Raw genomic sequence first — 24,824 nt, forward strand, 5'->3', positions numbered from 1 at the left:
GTTTACTGATTATTGTACAATAAATCTATAAGTACCGGCAGATATAGGATATGATTTCTCCGTACTAATACGCTTCCCATTCAATAACACATTAGCTGATCCGGCCGGAAAAGTAATATCAGCAGTTGAATTAGCAGGCACAAGCACATCATAAACCACCTTGCCCTGCTCCCGCCTCCACGACGAAACAATATTACCATACGGCCCTTTATGGCTCGATGTAAAGTAGTTTAGGCCTTGTACAAAATTTGGTTTGAGCAATATGTTTTTAAAGCCCGGCTTACTTTCATCTACCTTGATGCCGCCCAAGCCTTTAAAAAACCAGCCGCCTATTTCGCCAAACATCATGTGGTTTAATGAAATATCCTGCGGCGAATCCATATCCCAGTTTTCCTGCAAAGTTGTAGCGCCGTTTACTATCCACCACCCCCATGATGGGTAGGTATCCTGAGATGCCAGCTTGTAGGCTGTTTCTGCCTGGCCATTATCGCTCAACGCATTAAGTACGGCCTTTGCCCCAAGCACCCCAACATCAATGTGCATATTATCCTGTGCTACACGTGTGGCCAGATTTTCAGCCAGTTTAAGGCGATATTCTTCGGGCACTACCTTCCATTGCAGGGCCATGCTCAGTTCAGTTTGCACACCGCTGCCGTAGATACACTTGGTTTTATCAAAGTATTTGTCATTAATGGCCTTTCTTATTTTTGCCGCAAGATTGGTGTAATACTGCTGATCCTGTGTTTTACCTAACAATGCCGCCGTTTTTGCGAGTATTGTAGCATCCACAAAAAAGTAAACCGATGAGGTATACTCCAGTGATGATGATGATTTTACCGGTACCCAATCGCCGCGGCCAAAGCTGGTCAGGTTATTGGGGCTGATCTTGCTTACATAGTTTACATAAGCTTTGATGTTATCATAATTATCGGCCAGTGGCTTTATATCGCCATAAAACAGGTACAAATTCCATGGGATGATGGCGATAGTACTTGTCCAGTCCGTACCGTTAGCTGTGCCATAACCCCAGCCGCCGGTTGGTATAATATCAGGCAATACGCCGTTGGGTTGCTGCTCATCGCGATGATCGCCCAGCCATTTTTCGTAAACGGTGATACCATCGTAATTAAACAGGCCGGTTTCAACGGCAAAGTGCCCATCGCCCGTCCAGCCGTTCTTTTCGCGCTGCGGGCAATCGGTAGGATAACCAAACAGGTTTGACAGGTATGACGCGTTGCTGGCTGTCCATAACTTATTTACCAAGTCGCTTGAGGTATTCAGTTTACCGGCTTCCTCTACATCGCTGTGCATAAAATAGCCGGTAATATCCGACTTTTGCATCCGGATGGGTTTGTTGCTGGTTACCTCTACATATTGAAAGCCCTTATAATTAAAGCTCGGCATAAAATCAACCTCGCCCTTGCCGTTCAGTATCACAATATCGGTTTGAAAAGGATCAGTATCATCTTTTGGGCGATAGTAAACATCAATGTTCGACAAATCTACGTGCCCTCTTTTAGCCGGATCTTTAGTGTACAGTTTTTCGCCATGTTTAAGCTTTACTACCGTACCACTATCGCCACTAAGTTTTACACGGGTAACACCGGCAAAATTGCGCCCAAAATCAAACACGTAATTGGTATCGTTAAACTTTACCATGGATTTCGCCGGAATCTCCTCTACGTTCCTGATGGGTACCATTACCTGGCTTACTATTTTTTTGGAAGGCGCGGCGCGTAAGCCGGTGCCATCCCATTTGCTATCGTCAAAATTTACGGTATTCCAGCCCGGTATCTCTTCCCTGCTATCATAATGTTCGCCCGCGTAAATGCTGTTATAAACTATAGGGCCACTATGGGTTTTCCAGCTTTCATCAGTAATAATGGTTTCGGTTGAACCATCATCATAGGTTATCCGCAGATCAAGGCAGAAGGTTGGCCTTTGGCGCCAGGGTGCACGGTCAAAATTCCATACCGCTATGGGTTGGTGGTTATACCAGCCATTGCCTAACACTACGCCAATGGCATTGCCACCACTTTTTAGCTGAGGGGTAACATCGTAAGTTACGTACAGGTTCCGCCTGTCAAACCGGGTATACATCGGGTCGAGGCGGTGATTGCCTATTTTGGTTCCGTTTATAAACAACTCATACAAACCCGCTACCGCGATGTAGGCCCGTGCCGAGCGGATCTTTTTATCAGCGTTAAAGGTTTTCCGGAAATAAGGCGCTTTGAGGTGATTGATGCTTTTACCATCGCTTATCCAATTGCCCGTCCAGTTGGTTTGGCTCATCATGCCGGTTTCAAAATAAGCGGTTGGGCTTTGGGCTAAAGGCTTGCCATCCTTATCCCAGGTGCGTACCGCCCAATAGTAGCGGGTAAAAGGTTGTAATGCTTTGCCCTTGTAAGTAACTAAGCTGGCTTGCGATGATACCTTGCCGGTATTCCAAACCACCTCATTACCTGTGGCCAACTGCGCCGGATTTTTTGATACGACTACCGTATAGGCACTTTGCACAGCACCCTGGCGCTTATCGTTCAGTTGCCAGGCCAGCCTGGGGTGTGCCTCGTCAACACCTATCGGCGAAGCCAAATGTTCGCATTGCAGGTTAGTGGCACCTGACTGCGCCCGGGCGGGAGCAACAAGAGCAATGGACAGTAAAACAAACAGGGCAAAACGCTGTAAGGTAATTCTTATACGCATCCGGTACAGATTAGATATTAAGATATAGGATAATTTAATTGCCCCCAATATCGAAATATGTTTTGACAGATGCTGTAAAAACTCTTGTTAGTTTTAGTGATATATTCTATGTCTGATCAGTTGCTTTCCGTTTTAGCAAGCCGCTGTATCTGTATTTAGTTTGTTGTGGCAGGCAGACCTACCCAATTTTCAATTTCACTTTCATTACCCTGGGCATCAACACATACCACGGTAAAGTAGGGTTTGCTACCTGCCGCCGCTGTGTAAGTACCTTTGTTTTTTTCAACCTCAGCAACAACTGCCGCGCTGCCATCAGCATTAAGGCGGTACACTTTGTATTGCTTTACATCAACCTGCCCGGTAACATCCCAGCTAATACTGGCGTTGCTGCCATCCTGCTGAACAATGATGCCGCCCGGTGATAATATTTTTGCACGGAATGGTTGGTAAGCAGCTTCGGCTGTTTTGTTGATCTGACCATCGTTTTTTATCATACTCAAATAATAAGTATAATTTATCCCCTTTACCGCCGATGTATCTTCAAAGTAGTTAATGGTACTTTGCAATTGCTGTCCTAACGGCTTGTAGGCCGATGCAGGCTCATCCAGCTTTTTACGGTAAACTGTGTAAGCACTGTAAACCGTTTGCTGATCCTGGTACAACGGCCAGTACAACAGCGGGTGGCCGCCAACATCCTTAACCTTTAAACTCACCACATTGGTAATATTTGCCTTACCACTGATGGTGGTAAATACCTTATTTGAACCTGCGCTTATAGCATACGATTTATTTTCGGCCTTAACCATGTAATAAAAATCACGTTTACCTTTCCCGGCCACGCTATCCCGGTAAACTTCGTCAAATTCGCCCGAAACCGGTATTAAGCCCGACACCTGTTTCATGTGCGTGCTATCCCCCTCACTGCGGAACAGGTAGTACCCCCGCGTATCTGCCGACATGCGCCGCCAGGTAAGCACCGCGGCAGTGCCATCCGCATTTACCTTTAACCGTTGCGGCGGGGTTGCTAACCGGTCCGCTTTTAACATACCCGGTACACGCGCGCTTGGGGTTGATGATACACGGTCGCCGTTAAGCGTCATAAAATAATAATACGTTTTTATAGGCAATACTTTTTTATCGTAAAACACGGTGTCTGTTGGTTGTAAACTGGCAATCAGATCGTAATTCGTGGTATCATAACTTTCGGAGCGGTAGATATTCATGCTCTTTAAAAATTTTACAGGAGCATATTTCCAAGTGAGTTTTATGGCGTGCTGCTTTTCTACGCTTATGGCTTGCAGCCGTTCAACAGAGGGCAGGTTGCTTGACACCATGTTGGCCAGCCGTGCCGTGTCCGACGGTTGCCCCGCATTGCCATAAGCGTCATACGGTACAGCATAATACTTATATAACAGGTCTTTTTTTACGTTGATATCGGTTATCATATAAAACCGCCGGTTGCTATCGGTCACCATATTAAAGGTGGCTGGCACCTCGGTATATTCGGTTTGCATATAATACTGGCGGTAGAGCTTAATCATGGCCGGTACCTTGGCATAACGACTATAATAGCGTATCACCACCTTATTTTCATACGGTTCAGCGTAAATGGTTTGCAGTTTATATTCGTCAACACGGCCGCCGCGGGTAACTGAGCGCACCAGTTGCTCGCCTTTGGTATCTGCTGTAAGGCTGATCTTATAATCATAAGTTTTGCCACTAACCGCTGATGTATCATTAAAAACCGTCCCTGCCGCCTGTAAAAACGCGGGTTGTGAGGCATAGTAATTTAAGCTATCGGTAATGGCCTGCCTTTGCAGCATCCGCCAGATGATGGGCCGCTTGGCAGGCTCCAAAGGTACCGCCGCCGGGTTTTGCGACATGGTCAGATCGTAATTCGCAAAAAACAAATTTGAGTCGGCCGGGAAATGGGTACTGCCCACTGTTTGCCAGTTGTTTTTACCGGCATCGGCACGTTTAATAATGTAGCTGCCTTTTTTTGGTAATGTGGTACCACAGTACACATATATACCGTTACCACCGCTTACCGCCACACTGGTTTGTGCCAGCAAATCGCTGCATACACTTATACATAAGGCAAGCAATAACAATTTCAGGATGTTTATTTTACACATAGCGAGCTCATATTTTCGTTACAGTCAGACATCAGTATTTTAAAGAAAGGTTCAATTTTAACGTTGTTTAAAACCTGGCTCGGGCTTAGGTTGGTTGCCCCGGCTAATACGCCACCGGCATTTACTCCGGCGCGCAGGCCAAACATGGCTCCCAACGTAAATCCTTTATTAAAATCAATCAATGTTGGCGATATACAATCAATCAGCACCGGTGTGCGCTGCCTGATGTAGCCATCCAGGTGCAGCGACATACATAGCGCGCCGATAAACACATAATCGCCTAACGGATCGGCATTTACCATAGTAGCGCTGAAGCGGCCCATGGCGTTCAGTTTTACTTTCGCGCTCATTTCGGTACAGGTTAAACCACTGCCTAAGCCCATTGATATTTCACCAAATACCGCCGGTGTAAATGATAGTTCAATGTTTTTTGTAAAGCTGCCGTAAAAGGTAGCATCAACCCCTACTTCAATGTTTATGTAAGCACTGGCTATCGGGAAACCCGGCGGTACATCCAGCTTAAAGTTAACCGGGTCAATAACATCCTTACGGGCGGCGATCATAAAGCCCTTGAATGCCTTACCATCACCCGTACCGCATGGGTAGGTTTTGTTGTACATAAACTGCGCGGTTTTATCAAAAACCGCTTTAGGTACGCTGTTATGGTAAGCAAGCAATATCCCCGCCTTAAAAGGAAATATCAGGGGAACGGTAGGCACGTTTACATCGCCTGCCAACACAAAGTAAAATCCCTGCGGGCCAAGCAACGTTTCGGCCATGCCCTTAAATTTCAGGCCGCCGGGTATGCTGATCGGCTCACCGCCGGGACCTTCAATCTGCACGGTGCCACGGATCTCTTTCTTAGGCCAGTCAAACACCAGTTCCATTTTGCCAAATGGCGTTTTTATGTTTGATAGCTGTACCTGGCCATTATCCAATTGAATTTCGCCATACACGGCAAAGGTCATGTCCTTATCGCCAAAACCGCCGCCCTGGTATTGCTGATCCATTTTGCCGGTAAAGCGCAGGTAATCCCAATCGTTATTGATAACTTTTGTCCATGTTTTGGTAACGTTCATTATCATTTTGTTGTTACTGCCGCCGCCCATCGCCATTGGATAAACAGCCGCACGCTGGTTGATAGCGATGGTAGCATTGCCTGCCGCGTCAACATCCTTAACCAGTTTTACTTCCAGGTTATCCAGTTTGCCCGGCTCGGTAACCGTACCCCATATCTCCACATGTTTATCGCTCAGTACTTTTTTACCATTATCCTTAGTAGGATCAGTTAAGGAGGTGAATTTTACATAGCCTTTGCCAATATCAAATTTGATATCTTTCAGATCCATATCCCACTTTAGCTGGCCACCTGCTCCGGCGGTGTAGCTAAAGCCACCGTATTGCGGCTCGAGGCGTGGTATGCCAAAATCCATATCGCCAGCCAGTTTAAAGCCGCCCTCGGTAGCCTCAAGCGCTATTGGTTTAAAGTTTACCGCATTAAATACCTTTACGGATGATGAATTGGTAGCAAAATCGATATACTGCTCACCGTTGCTCACCAGCGTTACCGCTTCCAGATCAAGCGGTTTGGCGAAGCCCGGCAAACCGTTTATGCTACCGGCAATACCGCCGTACTGGCCAAGCAGCCTCAGTACAAAGTGCTTTTTCAGATCATTACCGGTGCGTTCATCCAGCCCGAACACTACGTTACCCGGGTTTACCTGCACATCTTTTATACCACCCAGTTTTAGCTGACTCAGGTTTACATCATCTATCAGCATCTCATCACTACGCAGCCTGAATGTTTTGAAGGAGATGTTGAGCCCTGCCGTAGTTTGCACATAGTTTTGCGAGGCAGTCGTGGCCAGTATACCACCCTCCTCGGTAGCGGCTACCCATTTACTGATCTTAACCTTCCAATTCTCGAGGTTAAACTCAATAGGCTGTGCCGAGGTAACCGCGTCAACAGTCGTGGTATTAAACGTAACCTTTGGCATCTTAACTTCAAGTGGTTTATCATCAGGCGTTTCAACATTGGCGGTTATAGTTGGCTTAATGTTGATCTTGCTGTTAGTGAAATAGCTGTCAACCAGTTCGCTGGTAGCCTTGAAGCCCAGGTATTTAAAGCTCAAAGCCTTGCCTGTACTGTTTGAAAAATACCATACATGCGAGGCTGTAACCGGTGCAAGGCCACCAGTTTCCACACCTGTAGTAGTGTTGATCTGCAAATTGTTGGTATAACTATCATTTTGCTTGTCAGCAAAATAAAACTGCGAGTTGGTAAAGCTCATATAACTCTGCGGAAAGTTAAAGCTGTTATCAACAATATGCACCTTACCATTGATCGCCCCTTTAAAAGCGGCCAGTTTTTTAATAATCATGTTATCAGCCGAGACACCCATACGAACAAAGTTTGACTTACCGCCATCGCCCTTTATCATCACATTATACTCGTTAAAGCGGCTTTTAAGGGTTACATTGTCCAGCTCAATATCAGCTTCAGGTTCGGCGTATGATATATTGGCACTGTTACGTTTTTGCGCCGTGTTAGCCTTGATAGCCACGTTGGTAAAGGTTACCTTATTGGCATTATCCCAGTTACGGAACTCGGCATCATCAGGCAATATAATTTCTCCGCTGAGGTATGTTTTGCCATTACTTTTTTGCAGCCCGGTTACCTTAATGGTATAACCAAGCAGGTGCGATATATCCAACTCGTTATAATTGCTTAAATCGAAATTGGTTTCCGCGTTGATGGTTGCCTGCTTGGTTTGCCCTACTATGAATTGCTGAGAAGACTTGTTTGGTGCCGATACCACCACATTTACTTTGCCCTTTACAGGATTTTTAATACCGTTTATACGATACCTGCCATCGGCACCGGTTATGGCAACAGCGCTTGCTGAGCCACTACCTTGCGTAACGCTTACCTCGGCATTGGGCAGCGGCGCACCGGCAAGGGTTACGGTACCATAAACGGCATCGCCCTCATCCAATGTGATATATACATTCTGAAAATTCTTGGTTTCCACATTAAAAATAGTTTGCTCTTGCGGGATAAAATTGGTGTTTGCCGGAGGCGTTACCTTAACCCAAAAGTTTTGCTGGCTAATGTTAGCGAACTGATAGGTTACATTGCTGCCCCCACCCGCTGTCAGGGTACTATCCAACAGCTTAATTTTAGTGCCTGATAGCGGCACGATCTGCCCGTCCTTTCTGCGGCCGCGTACTATAAAGTTCATGCGGTGTTCGCGGGTTATCAGTGTACGGGTGCCAACCTTGTTCTCACCTAATGTCGGGGAGTTAATGACAACCGTATCGTTAAAGTATTTCAGATCATTAGGTATAATGATGAGTTTGGCCTGCTTACCTGTTGGTACTGCCGCGCTGAATTTTTGGATGCACATACCCGCCATGGTACCGGTAAATATGCTGCCCGGAGGGGTGATCACTACATTAGCAGCCACATTTTTGGTACCGCTGTTATTTATGCCTCCTACCGGTGTTACTACGGTTTTGTTATTATTGTTAGCTGCCTTAAAATTAGTATTAGTAACCGGAGTTATGTTTTTATTTGAACCCGTTGGATTACCCATATTCACCTGGCCCGGCAGGTTTGCCATAGTTTGCCCGGTAAAAACTGTATTGGAGCCTGATGCCGGGGCACCGCCTGCCTGTGTAGTACAGTTGCTTGTTGTTTCTTCAATTAAGCCGCTACCTTCTACCTTGTAAAGCGCGGGTATGCCAATGCTTTTGGCGTTAACTACCGTACCTGTTATAGTGGCCTTTGGCGTAAAGTAAAAGTTTTTAAATACCTTTTGACCCTGCTTCATATCCGGCAGGTTAATTTTTACCCAGCCGTTAGTGATGTTATAATTCTTGTCGCCGTTGTTAACGGTTGTCATGGTAAAGGTGAAGCCGTTTACCGTTACCGCGGAACTTACCGGCGGATTTTCGACCTTATTCGGTTCATAACCCCAAGCGGCGCAACTTAGTGTCCATTTACTAATGTTGGTGCCTTTTGGTGCCTGATACACAAAGTATCCACCCGGCAACAGCGGCACGCTGATCTGCACCCCCTTATCTGTCGCTATCCAAACGCCGCCTTCGGTCAATCCGTTGGTACCGTTGGTATTCAGCAGCCTGCCCGCAATTATAGGCTCATCGGGTTCAAGCTCAACGTTGTAGCTAACAACCGGCTCTACATAATCGTTATTAAATGTGCCCCCTGCGCTGCTGCTAACCATACGCGGGTAACCATCTTTGTAAGATGAAAGGTTGTTGGCCGTATCATTAATAGACGGGTACATATCATAAACCCTATCGGCAAGCAGGTGCCTGAATACGTTACGGTTGGTATCAGCCTGGGTAAATAACTGATCGGCCAGTATGTAGTTATACCCTCCTGATTTACCCCTGTCTGTAAATACACGTGCCGGCACCTGTTCACTTTCGCCTTTGGGTACCACATCATTTTCGGATCCGCGGCGTTTAAGCAACAGGCCTACGTTGTTTAATATTTTATGATCATCCTTAGCCCTTACTACAACCCTGGCGGTAAAGGTTTTTACATCGCTGTACAGGGTACCCGCATCAACAGTTTCGAGCGGGTTGATGATGATGTTGTTGTCTGGGCTCAGGTAATCCTTTTCATTCACTATAACCCGATAGCATCGAACAAGCTTCATGGGGTTAGGCGAAACATATTGCCCATCTGCCGGCCTTTCATCAAAAGCCGGGTGCGGGCCGCCAACCTGATTCATTTTACCCTGTAACGCGCCTTTTTGACCGCTAAAGCCGTTTACCTGGTTACTGATAAAAGCACCCTTTTCGCCGCCAATAAAAACATTGCCGCTGTTTACATTTACCACACCGCCGCCAAATGCTTTGGTGTTATTAGTGGCCTTGGTATCATAAGGCATACCAGGATTCATGGTGTTAGTATTGGCATAATTATCCACCGGGTTGATCCTGGAATCGATCAGCTCGGTCATTATCTCCTCGATAATATTTTTGTCGCCTTTAGCTTTAGGCACTTCGGGCTTTTTAATAACCGGTACCGGCAAATTGTATAAACCCGTAAAGTTCTTTACCGAATCCCACAGCGGAATATTATTCATCTCGAACGAACCGTCAGCTTTTGTTTGTCCGGCGGTACCGTTAACGTCACCTATAAAATCAGGCAGGTCCTTAAAGCTCTTTTCGGGCTCGCCTTGCTTGTAGGTATTGTCGCTATTTACCGGTATCAAGCTGGCCTTATCACTTACAATATATTGCTTGCGGCTAATGGTGTCAGACAGTACATACACGGGTACCAGCCTGATCGCTTTATTATCCAACGGACGTGCGCCGCCTACCCCATCCTTATAACGGTAGAGTATACGGCCTTTCAGGTTAGCCAGCGGCGGATCGGCAGTTACCCAGTTAACATCCGTAGTTACACTATAACGGAAATTATTTGCTTTTTGTGAAGATGTCGCCCCTGCTTTAAATCTTTTGATGTTGCTTTTAGGCCGTTCGTACCTGAAAGGCTCATCAACAACCTTGGTGGTACCGCTGTATACACCTATCCAATACGTATCATCAGGCGACGCTGCACACAGCAGGTTTTTAAAATTGGCTTCGGCGTGGGCTTTGCCTTGCTTGTCATAAACAACCCTGGTGGTATCAGTGGCCACCACCAAAATCTTCGCATCCTCACCAAGTACAGGTTTCTTCAACCCCTCCTGTACCAGTTTATCAGCTTCATATTTTGGTATGTTGGCAGCTTTTTGTTTACGGTATAGCACTGCTTTAAGCCCAGCCAAGCCTTCATTAACTACAACTATTTGCTTTCCATTTAAACTCGAACCGGCTGTGTAGCCTTTATTGATATTGACTTTCAGATCGTAAGCGTAGGCCGTGGCCACCATATCCCCGGCATCCTTTTGTTTGTTACCAAATGTGATGCTTTGCTCCGGATCAGCCAGGTATGGGTTAGCCAGCCTAACCTGGTAAACCGCAGATAAGCTGCCGTTTCCCGGATAATCTTTTGTAATAGATGCCGGCAGTGCCGCGGGTGTTTTAAAGCTGGCAAAGTTAAAATGCACTTTACCCTCGGCATCGGTAGTACCGGTGGCGGCCAGTTCATCCTCGCTGCCATATACTTCGGCGGCCGGTACGGCATGGTCGTTTATTTTACCGCCAACGGTATCGCGCAAGCGGTATGATTTATAGAGATACACCTTACCCGCATACGGATAAGTAGTGCTTTCGCCATCATACTTATAAGCTATACGGGCATCAAGGCTCAGCGTATCCTTTAAAGGCTGCACGTCATCAGCAATAATTTTGTATGTAAAGGGTACCTCATCTGATATACCTATCAGCTTATTGGTAGCCCTTTCATACCCCTCAACTTTAACCGTATATCGTTGTCCGTTTTGTAATGGCACATCAGCTTTTGGTGCCTGGTAGTACATGGTGCCATCCGTCATTTGTTTTTTGATGATAGTTTGCCCGCCTTTGTTTACCAGCATGGTAAAACTGGTAACAGCGGGCCGGATACCCGGCACACTGTCCCAACGGATGTACAGGTCGCGGCTGTTATTTACTTCTATCAGGTTGGGCTTGTTCTTTACATCAGCGCCTTGTGTTTGGCTGCCATTAACCGGCACCAATACGGGTATCGTCGCTAAGTTATCTGTTGATTGCAGGCCATAGCTAAATGATATGACCTCGCTTCGGCCATTGTTTCTGAAAGCACGCTGCCCCAATGGGTCAAACCCTTCGATCATCATTGCATAATGCCTGCCCGGTGTAAGCTGCGGATCGGCCGGGTTGTACACGTACATATTACCCATCACCTCTTTATCAAAAAAGTAAGGCTGGGTAGCGGTCATCAACGCGTCGTTCGGGTTACTGTTGCCCAATATCTCAACCATCCGGATGCGGTACTTAATTGTTGGCGGCGAACCCGCGGGGGTGCTCCAGCTTATCACAAACGTTTGTCCCACGTTGGCCGACAGGTTTTCATCCGCATAAGGCTTAATAATTACAGGCGGCTCCAGGTTATTGATAATGAACGGCGCACTGCAACCCAGCGGCTCATCGGCACTTAATGGCTGGTTGGTATCAAAATCGTAAGCACGCAGGCAAAACTGGTAAGTACCTTCGGGCAGGCCATTCTTCTTAATAAAATCAGTTTGGTTAATGCCGGTATAGTTTAGCTGCGTATAATCAAAAAAGTAAGCCAGGTCATTCCCGTTCAGGTTACGCACTTCGCCAGGATTAAGTACCATGGGCGTTTTACTTTTGTAATTAGGCTTTGTACGCAATTCAATGCCATTGTCGCCCGTCACCGCGCCCCTAAGCTGTATGCGTTGCGCGGTACGCGATGTATTAATAACATTAATAACCACCAGTTGCGGCCTTGAGCTATAATCGGTAATTTTATTAGGCACTGGCGGCAGTAGTTGTACCGAAACGTTAACCTGACCGGCAGCACCACCGGCAAACCCTAACAGGGCAATCAGTATCAATATCAGTCGGGCGGGTATATTTTTGATCTTCATGTGATGTTAAAAGTTAAATAGGTAACTGATCTCGGTTCGGGATTCGGTAAAAGTAGCCAGTTGCTGATTGGCCGTTGCGGGGCGGTTATTGGTTAAAAACCAGTTAAGCCTTGCCGTTTGGTTTTTGCGCACCTGGTAGCCTATGTTGGCGTTACTGTTGATGATAAGCGAACGCCCCTGGTCGGTTATACCCCGAGTGAACGACGCATTGAGCCCTGTTTGCAGCTTATTTTTCAGCATGCTTTTATTCCCGCCAAGGGTAACGCCATAGTATTTATCAGATAATAAAGCCCCTTTAAGGTTGGTATTGTTAAAGTTGATAAACAGGCTAAGCTGCTTTGCCGGGAGCGTAATATTGTAATTAAGAAAATACTGTTTGGTGCTGATGTTACGGCTTATCCCCTGATCAGAAAAATAAGTATTGTAATCATTCAGATCATTAAAAGTAAGCGCGGCTGTTATTACATGGCTTGCACCGGGTGTTATAATAAAATAGCGCGGCATAAAGCTCAGGTTACTGGTGGTTTGAACGATGCGCAATGAATCGGCAAAGCGGGCGGTTTGCGGCCGCTGGTTGCTGGAAAAGTTGCTGTAGGATACATCAAGCCCCAGTGATTGGGTGAAATCAAGATACATGTTGGCCGAGCCGATCACACGGCGGTTAGTGGCCTGCTTTTGCTGTTTCAGGTTATCGTGCTGAAAGCCGATACTGCCGGCAAAGCGCACCTTATTTTTAAGCATGGTGAAGCTTGGTGCTACTGTCCAGTCCTCGATATCAGAGTTAAAGAAGTAGGCACCCATTGATTTAAAGTCGGGATCGATACGGCGATAGTTTACCTTTAATCCATAACCTTTCTTTTTAAAACCGATCGAACCGGCAAAAGCGGTATAAAACTCCGATGTGGCATTGATATTAGCGAAGCTTTTAAGTCGCTTTAAAAATTCGTTATCCAGCGAATCAAGCGGGATGGGCGAGTTCAGGTCGCGGGTATAAATACTTCCGGCACCGTCGCTCTCCACAAAAAAGTGTTTCAAAAAGGAGAACCTGAAACGGTAGCCCAAAACGGCGTTTGCTTCGGGCGTTATAAATAAACTATCGGCAACTATACCATTTGGTGCCGAGGTGCTGTCGTCCTTAGCTTTCAGGAAACTCAGCTCAAAATAGTTGCGTTCGCTGCCATAGCCCAGTTTGGCGGCATATCCCTTGCGCGAAAAGGAGAATGGTACCAGCGCCTGTGTAGTGGTATCAATTGTAGTAGCCCGGTTAAGGCGGCCATACATAAAGCCCACGCGTAACTTACCGGGGTTAAGTTCTACCCCTGCACCAAGCATGGTGTGCCCGCCTAAAGTATAAGGTGAAAAGCTGATGTTGCGGTAACCGGCATGTACAGTGATCCATTTATAAGTGGGACTCATGCCGAACTGGTTAAAGGGCTGACGGAAAGACCTATCGGATTCGCTTACATTAATGGTGAAAGGAATAGTAAAACCGTACAGGCTGATAACCGGGCTGCCTGATAACAGGTAGGTAAAGGGTGAGCGTCTTTCAGCAATACCGCTTACTGAATAGGCAATGCCACGGGCTTCTAAACTACCTGAGATAGTAAAGGGTTTCTGGCCCGAAATATTACCCAGATCCTGCGCATTTACCATGCTGTAACACATTGCAAAAACAATAACGCACCAGGAAACTTTGTAAAGAATTTTCATATAATGCAGTTAGGTGATCCCTTTTATGGCAGGGTGTAAATGCATTATAAAGTAAGGGCGAATTTGAGGCTGTTAAAATCCCCCATTCGGGGGAAAATCACACAACACGTTCATGTATAGCCTTCGCAACCGCCTCAGACACACAGGTAACGTGTAATTTTTCATATATTTTTTTAATGTGCGATTTTACCGTTTCAAAACCGATATGGCATTCGGCGGCTATCATTTTATAACTCAAACCGGCTACCAGTAGTTTAAGAATTTCCTTTTCGCGCGGACTTAGCTGGTAATCGGGCGTGTGGCGGGCAGCGAACAACTGGCGCATGGCATCCGTTTTAAACAGGGCCAGTACCTTACGCGCGATAGATGGCGACATGGGGAAGCCGCCTTTTAAAATATCCTTAACAGCGTCGGCAATGTTTTCAGCCGGCGCGTTTTTTAGCATATAGCCCGAAGCACCCGCGCAAAGTGCCGAAAAGATCTTGTTGTCCTCATCAAAAATAGTTTGAATAATTACCTTAACCTCCGGAAAACGGCTTGCAATGGTACGCGTAGCCTCAATACCATCAACAGGTGGTATGTTTATATCCATCAGCACCACATCGGGTTTAAAGTGCTGAATGCGTTCCGCCAGCATATCGGTATTTACAAAACTGGCGCAAAGCAGTAACTCCTCCTCATCGGCTAAAAGCAGTTTGTAGGCTTCAATAATGCTGGTGTTATCCTCAAACAGGAGTATTCGTGATGGCATACGTAATTTTACTTAATTAAGGGATGCTTGTCAATCCCCCATTCAGGTGAGCGGGCACTTAATTTTGATCTCGGTACCCACACCGCTTTCCGATCTGATATCCAACACACCGCCTATCAGCTTAACACGCTCGCGCATGTTGCGCAGGCCGTTGCCCTGGTTTATGGTACTTTTGTCAAAGCCATTCCCGTTATCCTTTATAGTGATGCTTAACTTTGATGCTTCCACCCAAATCCGCATGGCTATTTTACTCCCCCCGGCGTATTTAAGCGCGTTGTTTAACGACTCCTTGATAACCAGGTACAGATGCTTGCGATGCTCCATGCGCAGCTTTTGAACCTGGAGCTCATCGCACATATCAATAGATAAAACAATGCCTTTGGCGATACACAAACTGTTGAACTGATTTTGAATACGCTCTATCAAGCGGTCCAGCCTGTCGTTAGCCGGGTTTACCGACCAGATAATGTCCCCCATCTGATCGATCATCTCAACAGACTGGTGGCCTATTTTTTCGAGCAGGTTTACCGATTCTTCTGCCTGGTTATTGATCAGCTTTTTACGGGCGACTTCGGTCAATATCCTGATGCTGCTCAGGGTAGCACCAACATCATCATGCAAATCACGTGAGATGCGGTTACGTATCAGCATTACCTTTTGCATCTGGTTGATACGATAACGATAGATGCTGTAAACCACCACAAAAAACACAATTGCACTCAACACAAAAAACCAGGTGGTTAACCAAAACGGCGGCCGGATGGTGAAATAAAATACTGCCGGTTGTACCGACCATTGCCCGTCGGCATCACCGGCCCGTACCTGGAACGCGTACCGCCCCGGCTTAACCTGTGCAAAAATGACGGAATTTTTGGCTGACGGCTCGCTCCAGGCAGTGTAGTTACTACCTAACAGGCGGTATGAATACAGCCTCGAACGCTCCTTACGGAAACCGGGCGAAGCATATTCAAACGATAATGTATTATCTGCATAACTTAGTTTGATCCGTTTGTTATCAGGATAATTATATACCGTATCCCTATCGCCCGATACCCTAACCATATTGAGCAAAACATTAGGGCTCCCCGGTTTTTTAAGCTGGCGCGAGCGGTATACCTTTACCAACCCATCAAAGCCGTTAAGCCATACATTACCATCAGGGGATTCGTAGATAGAGTATACCTCCTGTTGAAAATTATACAGCTTGTAAAAATTCTGAATAAGGGTGCCCTTACCTGTACCGCAAAGCTTATCCACCCCGGCATCGGTACCAACCCAAATATTTTGCCTGCTATCCTTATACAAGCAGTAGATGATATTGGATGAAAGACCGCCTTTATAATCATATTTACCTGATAACTTGAGTTGCCCCTGGGCATTTACTGAATATAGCTGTATGCCGTTTTTCAATGTTCCGGCCCATAGTTCACCTTTATCGCTTATTACCAAACTTTGGGCGTATGATGGCAACACGGTTTTAAAAAGCGGCTTCACCAATAACTTCCCGCTGCTATCGCGATAGCTGTAAACCTTTAAACCGGCATCATGACCGGCGGCAAAAAGCAATTGCCTCTTTTTGTCGATCAGCATGGCCCGTACATCATCGTTTACGGCGGGCAGGTAGTTGAACTTTGTACCATAACCCCTAAGGATGCCTTTACTGGTCAAAAAAAACTTGTTGGGGTCACCCGGTACGGGCCGTGTAGCGGGGTTAAAGGTTACGCCATCAGGTAAGGTAAAAAGTACCTGTTCCTTTTTTGATGCAAGATCAACCAAATGGAGTTGGTTGGTATTGGTGAACAACAGTTTACCCTGCATAGTATCGGTAGACATACAATCCTCCGTGGCGGTAAGCGTGGTGAATTTGTTAATAGCCATTTCGTCCAACACAGAAATGCCCATGTTGGTAGCTATATATGTTTTATTATTGAGTAATATAGCCGAGCAGGTGATACTGGAAGCAAGGCCATTTTTGCGGTTAAAAAAGTCAAATACCGGGTTTGATACCTTGAATATCCCGGCATCGGTTCCTATCCATATATTGTACTCCTTATCTTCATAAATACAGATCACCCTATCATAAGCAAAGCCGTTAAACTTGTTAAACACGGCCAGTTTACTGTCGTGATATTTATAAAGCCCCTCATAAATGGTTCCGATCCAAAGATTTTGGTAACTATCTGAACGTACGGTGGTGATTATCTTTTTATCTAAACCCGCCGCCATTAACTCGGCAGGTAAAAGCCTGAGCACTATTTTCCCTTTTAAAGCGGCAGCCTTATCCATCAGTTTAAGCCCTTCCGGAGTGGCCAGCCAGATATCATTGCCGCTGCCTATCTCCATATCATAAACGGTACCTATCGAAAGGCTGTCTACTATCTGATGCCTGGAATTGAAAATAATTAGCGGTGTATTATCGCCGCAGGCCGCTATGTATTTATTACCTAATAGTTCCAGGTCAAAAAAACGTTTACCGGGCAGCAGCGTTGAAATTACCTGCGGCCCGTTAGCGGTAATTTGGTAAATACCCTCGCGCGATGCAGCCAACAGTTTTCCCCAGGCCGCCATTTGAAAATTAGCCAGCGTATGCTGATTGTCAGGAAAGATGGGTTTAATTTTGCCCTTATCATATTTAAATAAGGCTTTATTATCGGTAGCTACAAGCATGCTGCCATCGGGCATTTCATAAACATCATTTATGCGGCCAATATTTAACGTACCGGTTTTGCTGAAGTTAACAAACCTGTAACCATCATAAACACTTAAACCCGAACGTGTACCAAAAAACAGCAGGCCGTCGCGGTTTTGCTTAATAACACGAATATTTTGCGATATGAAGTTATTATCGCTGCTTAAAAAATCGGCATTTAAGGTGTAGGCCGTACCATTTAAACTTTGGCCGCAAGCCGTATCTGTGCCAATCCCCAATATTATCAACCAATAAAAACAACAAACCCTGAATAAGCAGTTATAATGCTTACAAAAATTTGTTATTAATATTGTATGACAAGAGCGAGAAGGCATATAATATATTATCGGGCAAATCTACCGTTTTAATACACTATATTTCAGCTAGATATAATTTATTAAAAAAATATTAATATCTATTAGCCGGAAGGGGCTGGTTTTGTAATAAACACAAAGGCCACGGTTATGATCAACCATGGCCTTTGTGTTTATTACAATTTGACTATTACGCTTCAAGCAACACTTTACATTGTTGGGCGATCTCCAGTTCTTCGTTAGTAGGTATAACCAGTACTTTTACTTTAGAACCGGTGGTGCTAATTTCACGCAGGCCCGGTTTACGTTGAGCGTTTTCCGCTACGTTTAACTCAATACCTATAAAATCCATATCCCGGCAGGCCATTTCACGCACCAAGGCATCATTTTCGCCAACACCGGCGGTAAACACGATAGCGTCCAAACCATTCATGGCAGCGGCGTAAGCGCCTATAAATTTACGCACGCGGTAGGCATACATCTCATAAGCTAAAGCGGCGGCATCGCTGCCATTGTTCATCATGCCGGTAATATCGCGCATATCGCTATAGCCGGTGAGGCCGTACATACCGCTTTTTTTGTTTAGAAGCGCAGTAAGTTCGGCAGCATCATACCCTTGTTGCTCGATCAGGAACAATAGCACCGAGGCATCTATGTTACCACTGCGGGTACCCATAATCAGGCCATCTAATGGCGTAAGCCCCATGCTGGTATCAATACATTTACCCGCATTAACAGCTGCCATGCTACAGCCGTTACCCAGGTGTATTGTGATGATTTTTGCATCCGGCTTTTGCAGGTATTCAATAGCTTTGCCCGATACATATTTATGGCTTATACCGTGAAATCCATAAACACGGATGCCATAATCCTTGTAAAAAGTATCAGGAATGGCGTAGCGGTAAGCCTTTTCGGGCATGGTTTGGTGAAATGCCGTATCAAACACCGCCACCTGCGTAGCTTTTTTAAATATGCTTTGCGCTACCTCAATACCTTTTATGTGGCCTGGGTTATGCAAGGGTGCCAACGGATAAAGTTCCCTGATCTTCTCTTTTACCTCGTCAGTTATTATAGTAGTTTGGGTAAGCGTTTCACCGCCATGCACTATACGGTGGCCAACAACGGTAATGTCATCCGGATTGTGAACTACGGCAATGCCGGGTTGTATAAGTAGCTTTTCCACCTCAAACATACCTGCCTCGTGGTTAGGTATGCTGGTTTCCAGTTTAACTACCTTTTCTTCACCATTAATAAAAACGGTATGCTTAATAAGCGAGTCGGTAAGGCCTATCCTCTCCACCAAACCGCTGCATACCGGCTCGGCAGATTCACTATTAAATAGCTGGTATTTTATAGAGCTGCTGCCCGAATTGATCACAAAAATATTCATATATAATAGATAGTATACGCTTAGGAATTTTGGCTTTGTATAGCGGTAATAATTACGGTATTGAACACATCATCAACCGTACAGCCACGGCTCAAATCGTTAACAGGCTTATTCAGTCCTTGCAGCATAGGGCCAATAGCTAAGGCACCGGTTTCTCGCTGTACGGCTTTGTAGGTATTGTTGCCTGTGTTCAGATCCGGGAAGATCAGCACACTGGCCTGCCCTGCTACTTCTGATCCGGGTAGTTTTTGCTGACCCACAACCGGGTCAACCGCGGCATCATACTGTATCGGGCCTTCTACCTTCAGATCCGGGCGTTGCTGCCTTACGAGTTCGGTAGCACGGCGTACCTTCTCCACATCCTCGCCCGCACCGGAAGTGCCAGACGAGTATGACAGCATGGCGATACGTGGCTCAATACCAAAACGCATACTGTTATCGGCTGATGAAATGGCTATCTGCGCCAGTTCCTCTGCTGTTGGGTTAGGGTTAACCGCGCAATCGCCAAATACCGATACCCTATCCTCTAAACACATAAAGAAGATGGACGATACGGTAGAAATACCCGGCTTGGTTTTAATGAATTGCAACGCCGGGCGAATAGTATGCTGCGTGGTATGTACCGCGCCTGATACCATACCATCGGCATGTCCTTTATAAACCATCATGGTGCCAAAGTAGGATACATCGGTCATTAAATCACGCGCCATTTCCATAGTCAGGTTCTTGCTTTTGCGCAGTTCATACAAGGTTTCTACATAATCCTCATAATGCCCGGAGTTTGCCGGGTCAATAATGCTAATATCATTAATATCCAAATCGATACCCAAACGCTTGATGGATGCCGCTATTTCTGTTGGGTTACCCAGCAAGGTTAGTTTAACCAGTTGCTGCGCGATCAGCCTGCCTGCCGCCATTATGATCCGGTCATCATTACCCTCAGGCAGCACAATGTTCTTGATCTCTTTTTTAGCCCATTTGCTTAACTGATACTGAAACATGTGCGGTGTCATGGCATCGGAGTGGTAAGTCACCATCTTTTCATCCAGCGCGTTGGTATCCACACAACGGTTAAAGGTATCTATGGCTAACTGTATCTTCTTGGTATTGTCAGGCGTTATGCGTGCCTTTACCGATGCTATTTTATTGGTGGTTTCAAAGGTGCCGCCATTAACCGCGATAATGGGTACAACGTTCTGCAAACCTTCTATCAGGCGCATTACAGGCTCCTCGGGCACTACCCCGGCGGTTAATACAATTCCTGCAACCCGCGGATAGCTTGATGACAGATTCGCCTGTAAGGAACTGATGATGATATCGCCCCTGTCTCCTGGAGTAACAATGAGCACGTTATCCTTTAAAAAGCTCAAAAAATTGGGTACCTGCATGGCACCGGTTACAAAATTATCAACCTGGTTGGCCAGGTGTTCGCCCCCAAAAAGCAAGCTGCCGTCCAAATGCCCGAATATATCGCTCACGGTAGGATTTTGCAGTGCCTTATCCGCAGATATTACCGCGCTGATCACTCCTTTAGGTAACTGCGATGCCAATAACTTGCGTACATCATCGGCATGGTTAGGCTGAACTTTGTTAGCCACCAAAGCCAATACCTGTATCTCCCTCGATTGGTAAGCATGAAATAAATTCAAGCCATCCTGTATAATCTCTGAGATCGATTTTCCATCTCCTGAAACGACCAAAATCACCGGGGCGTTAAGGTTACGGGCTATAAGCAGGTTGCTTTCAAAATCAAACCCTGTACCCTGCCCTGTAAAATCGCCGCCCTCTATTACGGTAAAATCGTAGTTCTCCTCTATCTTTTTAAACCGGCTGATAATCGTATCAATCATTTCGCCCTGGCTTTGCTCATTTAAAAGCTGTAAAGCCTCGGTGCGGGTAAAGGCGTAAGTATCCTCAAAGGCCAAAGGCAACTGAAAATGCGAGAGAATGGTTTGAATGTGTACATCCTTAAACTCCGCGGGATCAGTATTAATGATGGGTTTAAAGTAACCTATCCTTTGCGCCTTGCCCAGCAGCATATCAACTATGCCGAGTGTAACAACGGACTTACCACTATAGGGTTCGGCTGATGCGATGAATATTGTTTTTGTCAATGTCGATAAATTTTTGAGGCACCGCAAATATAGCCAAAATGCCTGTTTTTATTGTTTAATGGGATATTACACCATGCTTTTATGCAAACGGCTAACCCTTTACACTAAACGTTAAACCTGTAGGAGAAGTATTTGTTCGGCTTGCATCAACTAATTCGGCAGTAAAAGGGGCAAGTATATGCTTTACAAATCCCTCGGGCTTATCATCCTGCTTTGGCTGATTTATATCAGGCATTTTAAGATATATTTGCAAAAACGTTTACTATATGAAACCGCAGGTACTGATAATTGATGATGAGCAAAAACTACGTGGTTTATTATCAAGGATCATCGGGCTGGAAGGTTTTGAGGTGTTTGAGGCGGAGACCGGGAAAGAAGGACTGAAAATACTCGCCCGTGAAAATATACTGGCTGTATTAAGCGATGTTAAACTGCCGGATGTTAACGGTGTGGACCTGGTTAAAAAAATAAAGGAAGTACGTGCGTATGTGGAGGTAATCAACCTTACGGCTTACGGTAACATTACCGATGCGGTAAAAGCTATGCAAAACGGCGCTTTTAACTACATTGTAAAAGGCGACGATAATGAAAAGATAATACCGCTGCTTAACCAGGCGGTTGAAAAGGCCGGCCTGCAATTAAAGGTTTACGAGCTTGAAATCAAGCTGAGCAAAAAATACAGTTTCGCCAATATCATAGGCCAGTCCAAACAAATTACCGAAGCCATAGCCTTAGGCCGTAAGGTTGCCGCTACCAATACCACGGTGTTATTATTAGGGCAAACCGGTACCGGTAAAGAGGTATTTGCCTCGGCCATACATTACGAGAGCGAGCGCAGGCTGATGCCTTTTGTAGCCGTTAATTGCAGCAGCTTTACACCCGAATTGTTAGAGAGCGAGTTATTTGGCTATAAAGCAGGCGCATTCACCGGTGCCGTGAAAGATAAAAAAGGACTATTTGAGGAAGCACAGTACGGCACTATTTTTTTAGATGAAATAGGCGAAATGAGCCTGGAACTACAGGCAAAGTTACTCCGTGTGCTGGAAAGCAAAACTTTTATAAAGGTTGGCGACACCCAAACTACCAAAGTTAACGTACGTATTTTAGCGGCCACCAATCGCGACCTGATGACAGAGGCTGAAGCAGGCCGCTTTCGCGAAGATCTGTACTATCGGCTTTCGGTATTTACCATTACGCTGCCATCATTAAACGAACGGAAGGGCGATATCAACCTGCTTGCCAAACATTACCTGGACGAGTTTGCCGCTAAAGTAAACAGCCGCATCACAAAAATGGATGAGCAGTTTATTACCTTGCTGAACAATCACCACTGGAAAGGCAACATCCGTGAGTTAAAAAATTGCATGGAACGCGCTGTAATTTTAGCTGAAGGCAATACCCTTACCGCCGACCTGCTACCGTCGGACTATAAGTTTAATTCCGGTGGCATTCCAATTACCGCCCTTGATTTAGCAAGTGTTGAAAAGCAGCATATTTTTAAAGTGCTGCAACATACCCACGGCAATAAAACCGAGGCCGCCCGCTTATTAGGCATCGGGCTTACAACCCTTTACCGTAAGCTGGACGAATACCAGTTGAACTAAAACAAACAAGGGGCATACGCCCCTTTTATATTACATCCGCTCCGGCACCTCAATTCCTAACAGCGCCATACCTTTTTTAATTACTTTGGCTGATGCTGCTGATAATTGCAGCCTGAACTTTTTGGATACTTCATCTTCGGCTTGCAAAATGGAGTGTTCATGGTAAAATTTATTGTACGCCTTCGCCAGTTCATAAACATAGTTGGCTATAACAGCCGGGCTGTAAGCCTCTGCAGCTTGTGCAATTATATCCGGGAACTGATTAAGCAACACGATCAGTTCGCGTTCCTCTGCGGCAAGCGTACTAACGCTGGTACGCTCCGTAAAATCAACCCCTGCCCTGTTTAGTACCGATTTGATACGGGCATGGGTGTATTGTATGAAAGGCCCGGTATGTCCCTGAAAATCTACTGATTCATTCGGGTCAAACAATAAACGTTTTTTAGGATCGACCTTTAGTAAAAAGTATTTTAATGCCCCCATACCGATAGTATGGTACAAGGCGCTCTTTTCTTCTTCCGAGAAACCCTCAACTTTACCCAGTTCTTCGGTACGTTGTTTGGCGGTGGCTTCCATCTCATCCATCAAATCATCCGCATCAACCACCGTACCTTCGCGCGATTTCATTTTACCAGACGGCAGATCAACCATGCCGTAAGACAAGTGGAACAAGCTGTTGGTATCGGCCTTGCCGAGTTTTTGCAATATCAGGAAGAGTACCTTAAAGTGGTAATCCTGCTCGTTACCTACAACATAGATCGACTTATCCATACCGAAATCATTGTATTTCAGCAGGGCTGTACCAATATCCTGGGTAATGTATACGGATGTGCCATCAGCACGCAGTACCAGCTTTTGGTCGAGGCCATCCCCGGCCAGGTCGATCCAAACCGAGCCATCTTCTTTTTTAAAGAATACGCCTTTGGCGAGGCCTTCCTCAATAATATCCTTGCCTAACAAATAGGTATTTGATTCGTAATAGAACTTGTCAAAATCAACCCCGAGATGCTTATACGTTTCATCAAAACCGGCATACACCCAGCTATTCATGGTTTTCCACAGGCTGATCACGTCTTCGTCACCGGCTTCCCATTTTTGCAGCATGAGTTGGGCTTCTTTTATCAGTGGGGCGTTCTTTTTGGCTTCATCCTCGGTTTGGCCTTCGGCTTTTAGTGCTTCTATTTCCTTTTTGTATTCCTTATCAAAAATAACATAGTACTTACCTACCAAATGGTCGCCTTTTAAACCTGATGATTCCGGTGTTTCACCTTCACCAAACTTTTGCCAGGCCAGCATGGATTTACAGATATGTATACCTCTATCATTTACCAAATTAGCCTTAACCACCTCATACCCTGCTGCAGCTAATATTTGCGCTACCGAAAAACCTAATAGGTTGTTACGTACGTGCCCAAGGTGTAACGGTTTGTTGGTATTGGGTGATGAATACTCCACCATTACCTTTTGTCCATTGTACTGTGGTTCTGCAAAATCGCTTGATAGTATTTGGTTGTAAAGCGTGTTCAGCCAGTAATCATCAGCAATTGAGATATTCAGAAATCCTTTTATTACGTTGAAAGCCGATACCTCGTTTACGTTCGCTTTCAGATACTCGCCTATCTCGGTACCGGTTTGCTCCGGCAATTTGCGTGAGAAGCGAGTGAACGGAAAGGTTACTATAGTTAGCTGGCCTTCAAACTCCTTGCGGGTTTCCTGCAAACTTATGGCATCAGCGGTAATATCAGTATTATAAAGTTCCTTAACGGCCTTAATGGCGGCATCAGTAATAAAATTCATCCGCCAAAATTAATTAAAATGATGCGAGTTAGGTGTAAAAAATAACACCGCGCACTTCTGTACC

At 45.6% G+C, this 24,824-nt stretch carries 11 protein-coding genes; 1 reads left to right on the top strand and 10 read right to left on the bottom strand.

Annotation, left to right across the window (positions count from 1 at the left end):
- Positions 1-9: 9 nt before the first annotated feature.
- The 9 genes from AC3WJC_RS09840 to AC3WJC_RS09880 form a co-directional block, all read right to left on the bottom strand.
- A complete protein-coding gene (locus tag AC3WJC_RS09840) occupies positions 10-2,703 on the bottom strand; it encodes an alpha-L-rhamnosidase (RefSeq protein WP_492398909.1) in 2,694 nt (897 codons plus the stop codon).
- A 155-nt stretch (positions 2,704-2,858) separates the two neighbouring features.
- On the bottom strand, positions 2,859-4,838 hold the full coding sequence (locus AC3WJC_RS09845) for a fibronectin type III domain-containing protein (RefSeq protein ID WP_492398910.1): 1,980 nt from the start codon (positions 4,836-4,838) through the stop codon (positions 2,859-2,861).
- Positions 4,826-12,391, bottom strand: coding sequence for a carboxypeptidase-like regulatory domain-containing protein (locus tag AC3WJC_RS09850; RefSeq protein ID WP_492398911.1), 7,566 nt, complete (start codon positions 12,389-12,391; stop codon positions 4,826-4,828). The genes AC3WJC_RS09845 and AC3WJC_RS09850 overlap by 13 nt, the downstream gene beginning before the upstream one ends.
- 6 nt (positions 12,392-12,397) lie before the next feature.
- Positions 12,398-14,101: a hypothetical protein gene (locus tag AC3WJC_RS09855; protein ID WP_492398912.1), complete on the bottom strand. Its 1,704-nt coding sequence runs from the start codon at positions 14,099-14,101 to the stop codon at positions 12,398-12,400.
- A gap of 97 nt (positions 14,102-14,198) precedes the next feature.
- Positions 14,199-14,852 (bottom strand): response regulator, encoded by a 654-nt coding sequence (locus AC3WJC_RS09860; RefSeq protein WP_492398913.1) that lies wholly within the window; start codon positions 14,850-14,852, stop codon positions 14,199-14,201.
- A gap of 42 nt (positions 14,853-14,894) precedes the next feature.
- Positions 14,895-17,780, bottom strand: coding sequence for a sensor histidine kinase (locus tag AC3WJC_RS09865; RefSeq protein WP_492398914.1), 2,886 nt, complete (start codon positions 17,778-17,780; stop codon positions 14,895-14,897).
- Between the two features lie 265 nt (positions 17,781-18,045).
- The gene (locus tag AC3WJC_RS09870) at positions 18,046-19,245 is read right to left on the bottom strand and encodes an acetate/propionate family kinase (protein ID WP_492398915.1); all 1,200 of its coding nucleotides are present in this window, start codon (positions 19,243-19,245) and stop codon (positions 18,046-18,048) included.
- A 20-nt stretch (positions 19,246-19,265) separates the two neighbouring features.
- The gene (pta, locus tag AC3WJC_RS09875; RefSeq protein ID WP_492398916.1) at positions 19,266-21,359 is read right to left on the bottom strand and encodes a phosphate acetyltransferase; all 2,094 of its coding nucleotides are present in this window, start codon (positions 21,357-21,359) and stop codon (positions 19,266-19,268) included.
- Positions 21,360-21,450: 91 nt separating this feature from the next.
- Positions 21,451-21,594, bottom strand: a complete 144-nt coding sequence (locus AC3WJC_RS09880; protein WP_492398917.1) for a hypothetical protein — start codon at positions 21,592-21,594, stop codon at positions 21,451-21,453.
- Positions 21,595-21,625: 31 nt separating this feature from the next.
- On the opposite strand from AC3WJC_RS09880, the gene AC3WJC_RS09885 reads away from it, so the two are divergent.
- On the top strand, positions 21,626-22,963 hold the full coding sequence (locus AC3WJC_RS09885) for a sigma-54-dependent transcriptional regulator (protein ID WP_492398918.1): 1,338 nt from the start codon (positions 21,626-21,628) through the stop codon (positions 22,961-22,963).
- A 30-nt stretch (positions 22,964-22,993) separates the two neighbouring features.
- Here AC3WJC_RS09885 and argS read toward each other — a convergent pair whose 3' ends face one another.
- A complete protein-coding gene (gene argS, locus AC3WJC_RS09890; RefSeq protein WP_492398919.1) occupies positions 22,994-24,760 on the bottom strand; it encodes an arginine--tRNA ligase in 1,767 nt (588 codons plus the stop codon).
- Positions 24,761-24,824: the final 64 nt, after the last annotated feature.

The organism is Mucilaginibacter sp. FW306-07-L, from assembly GCF_058782065.1.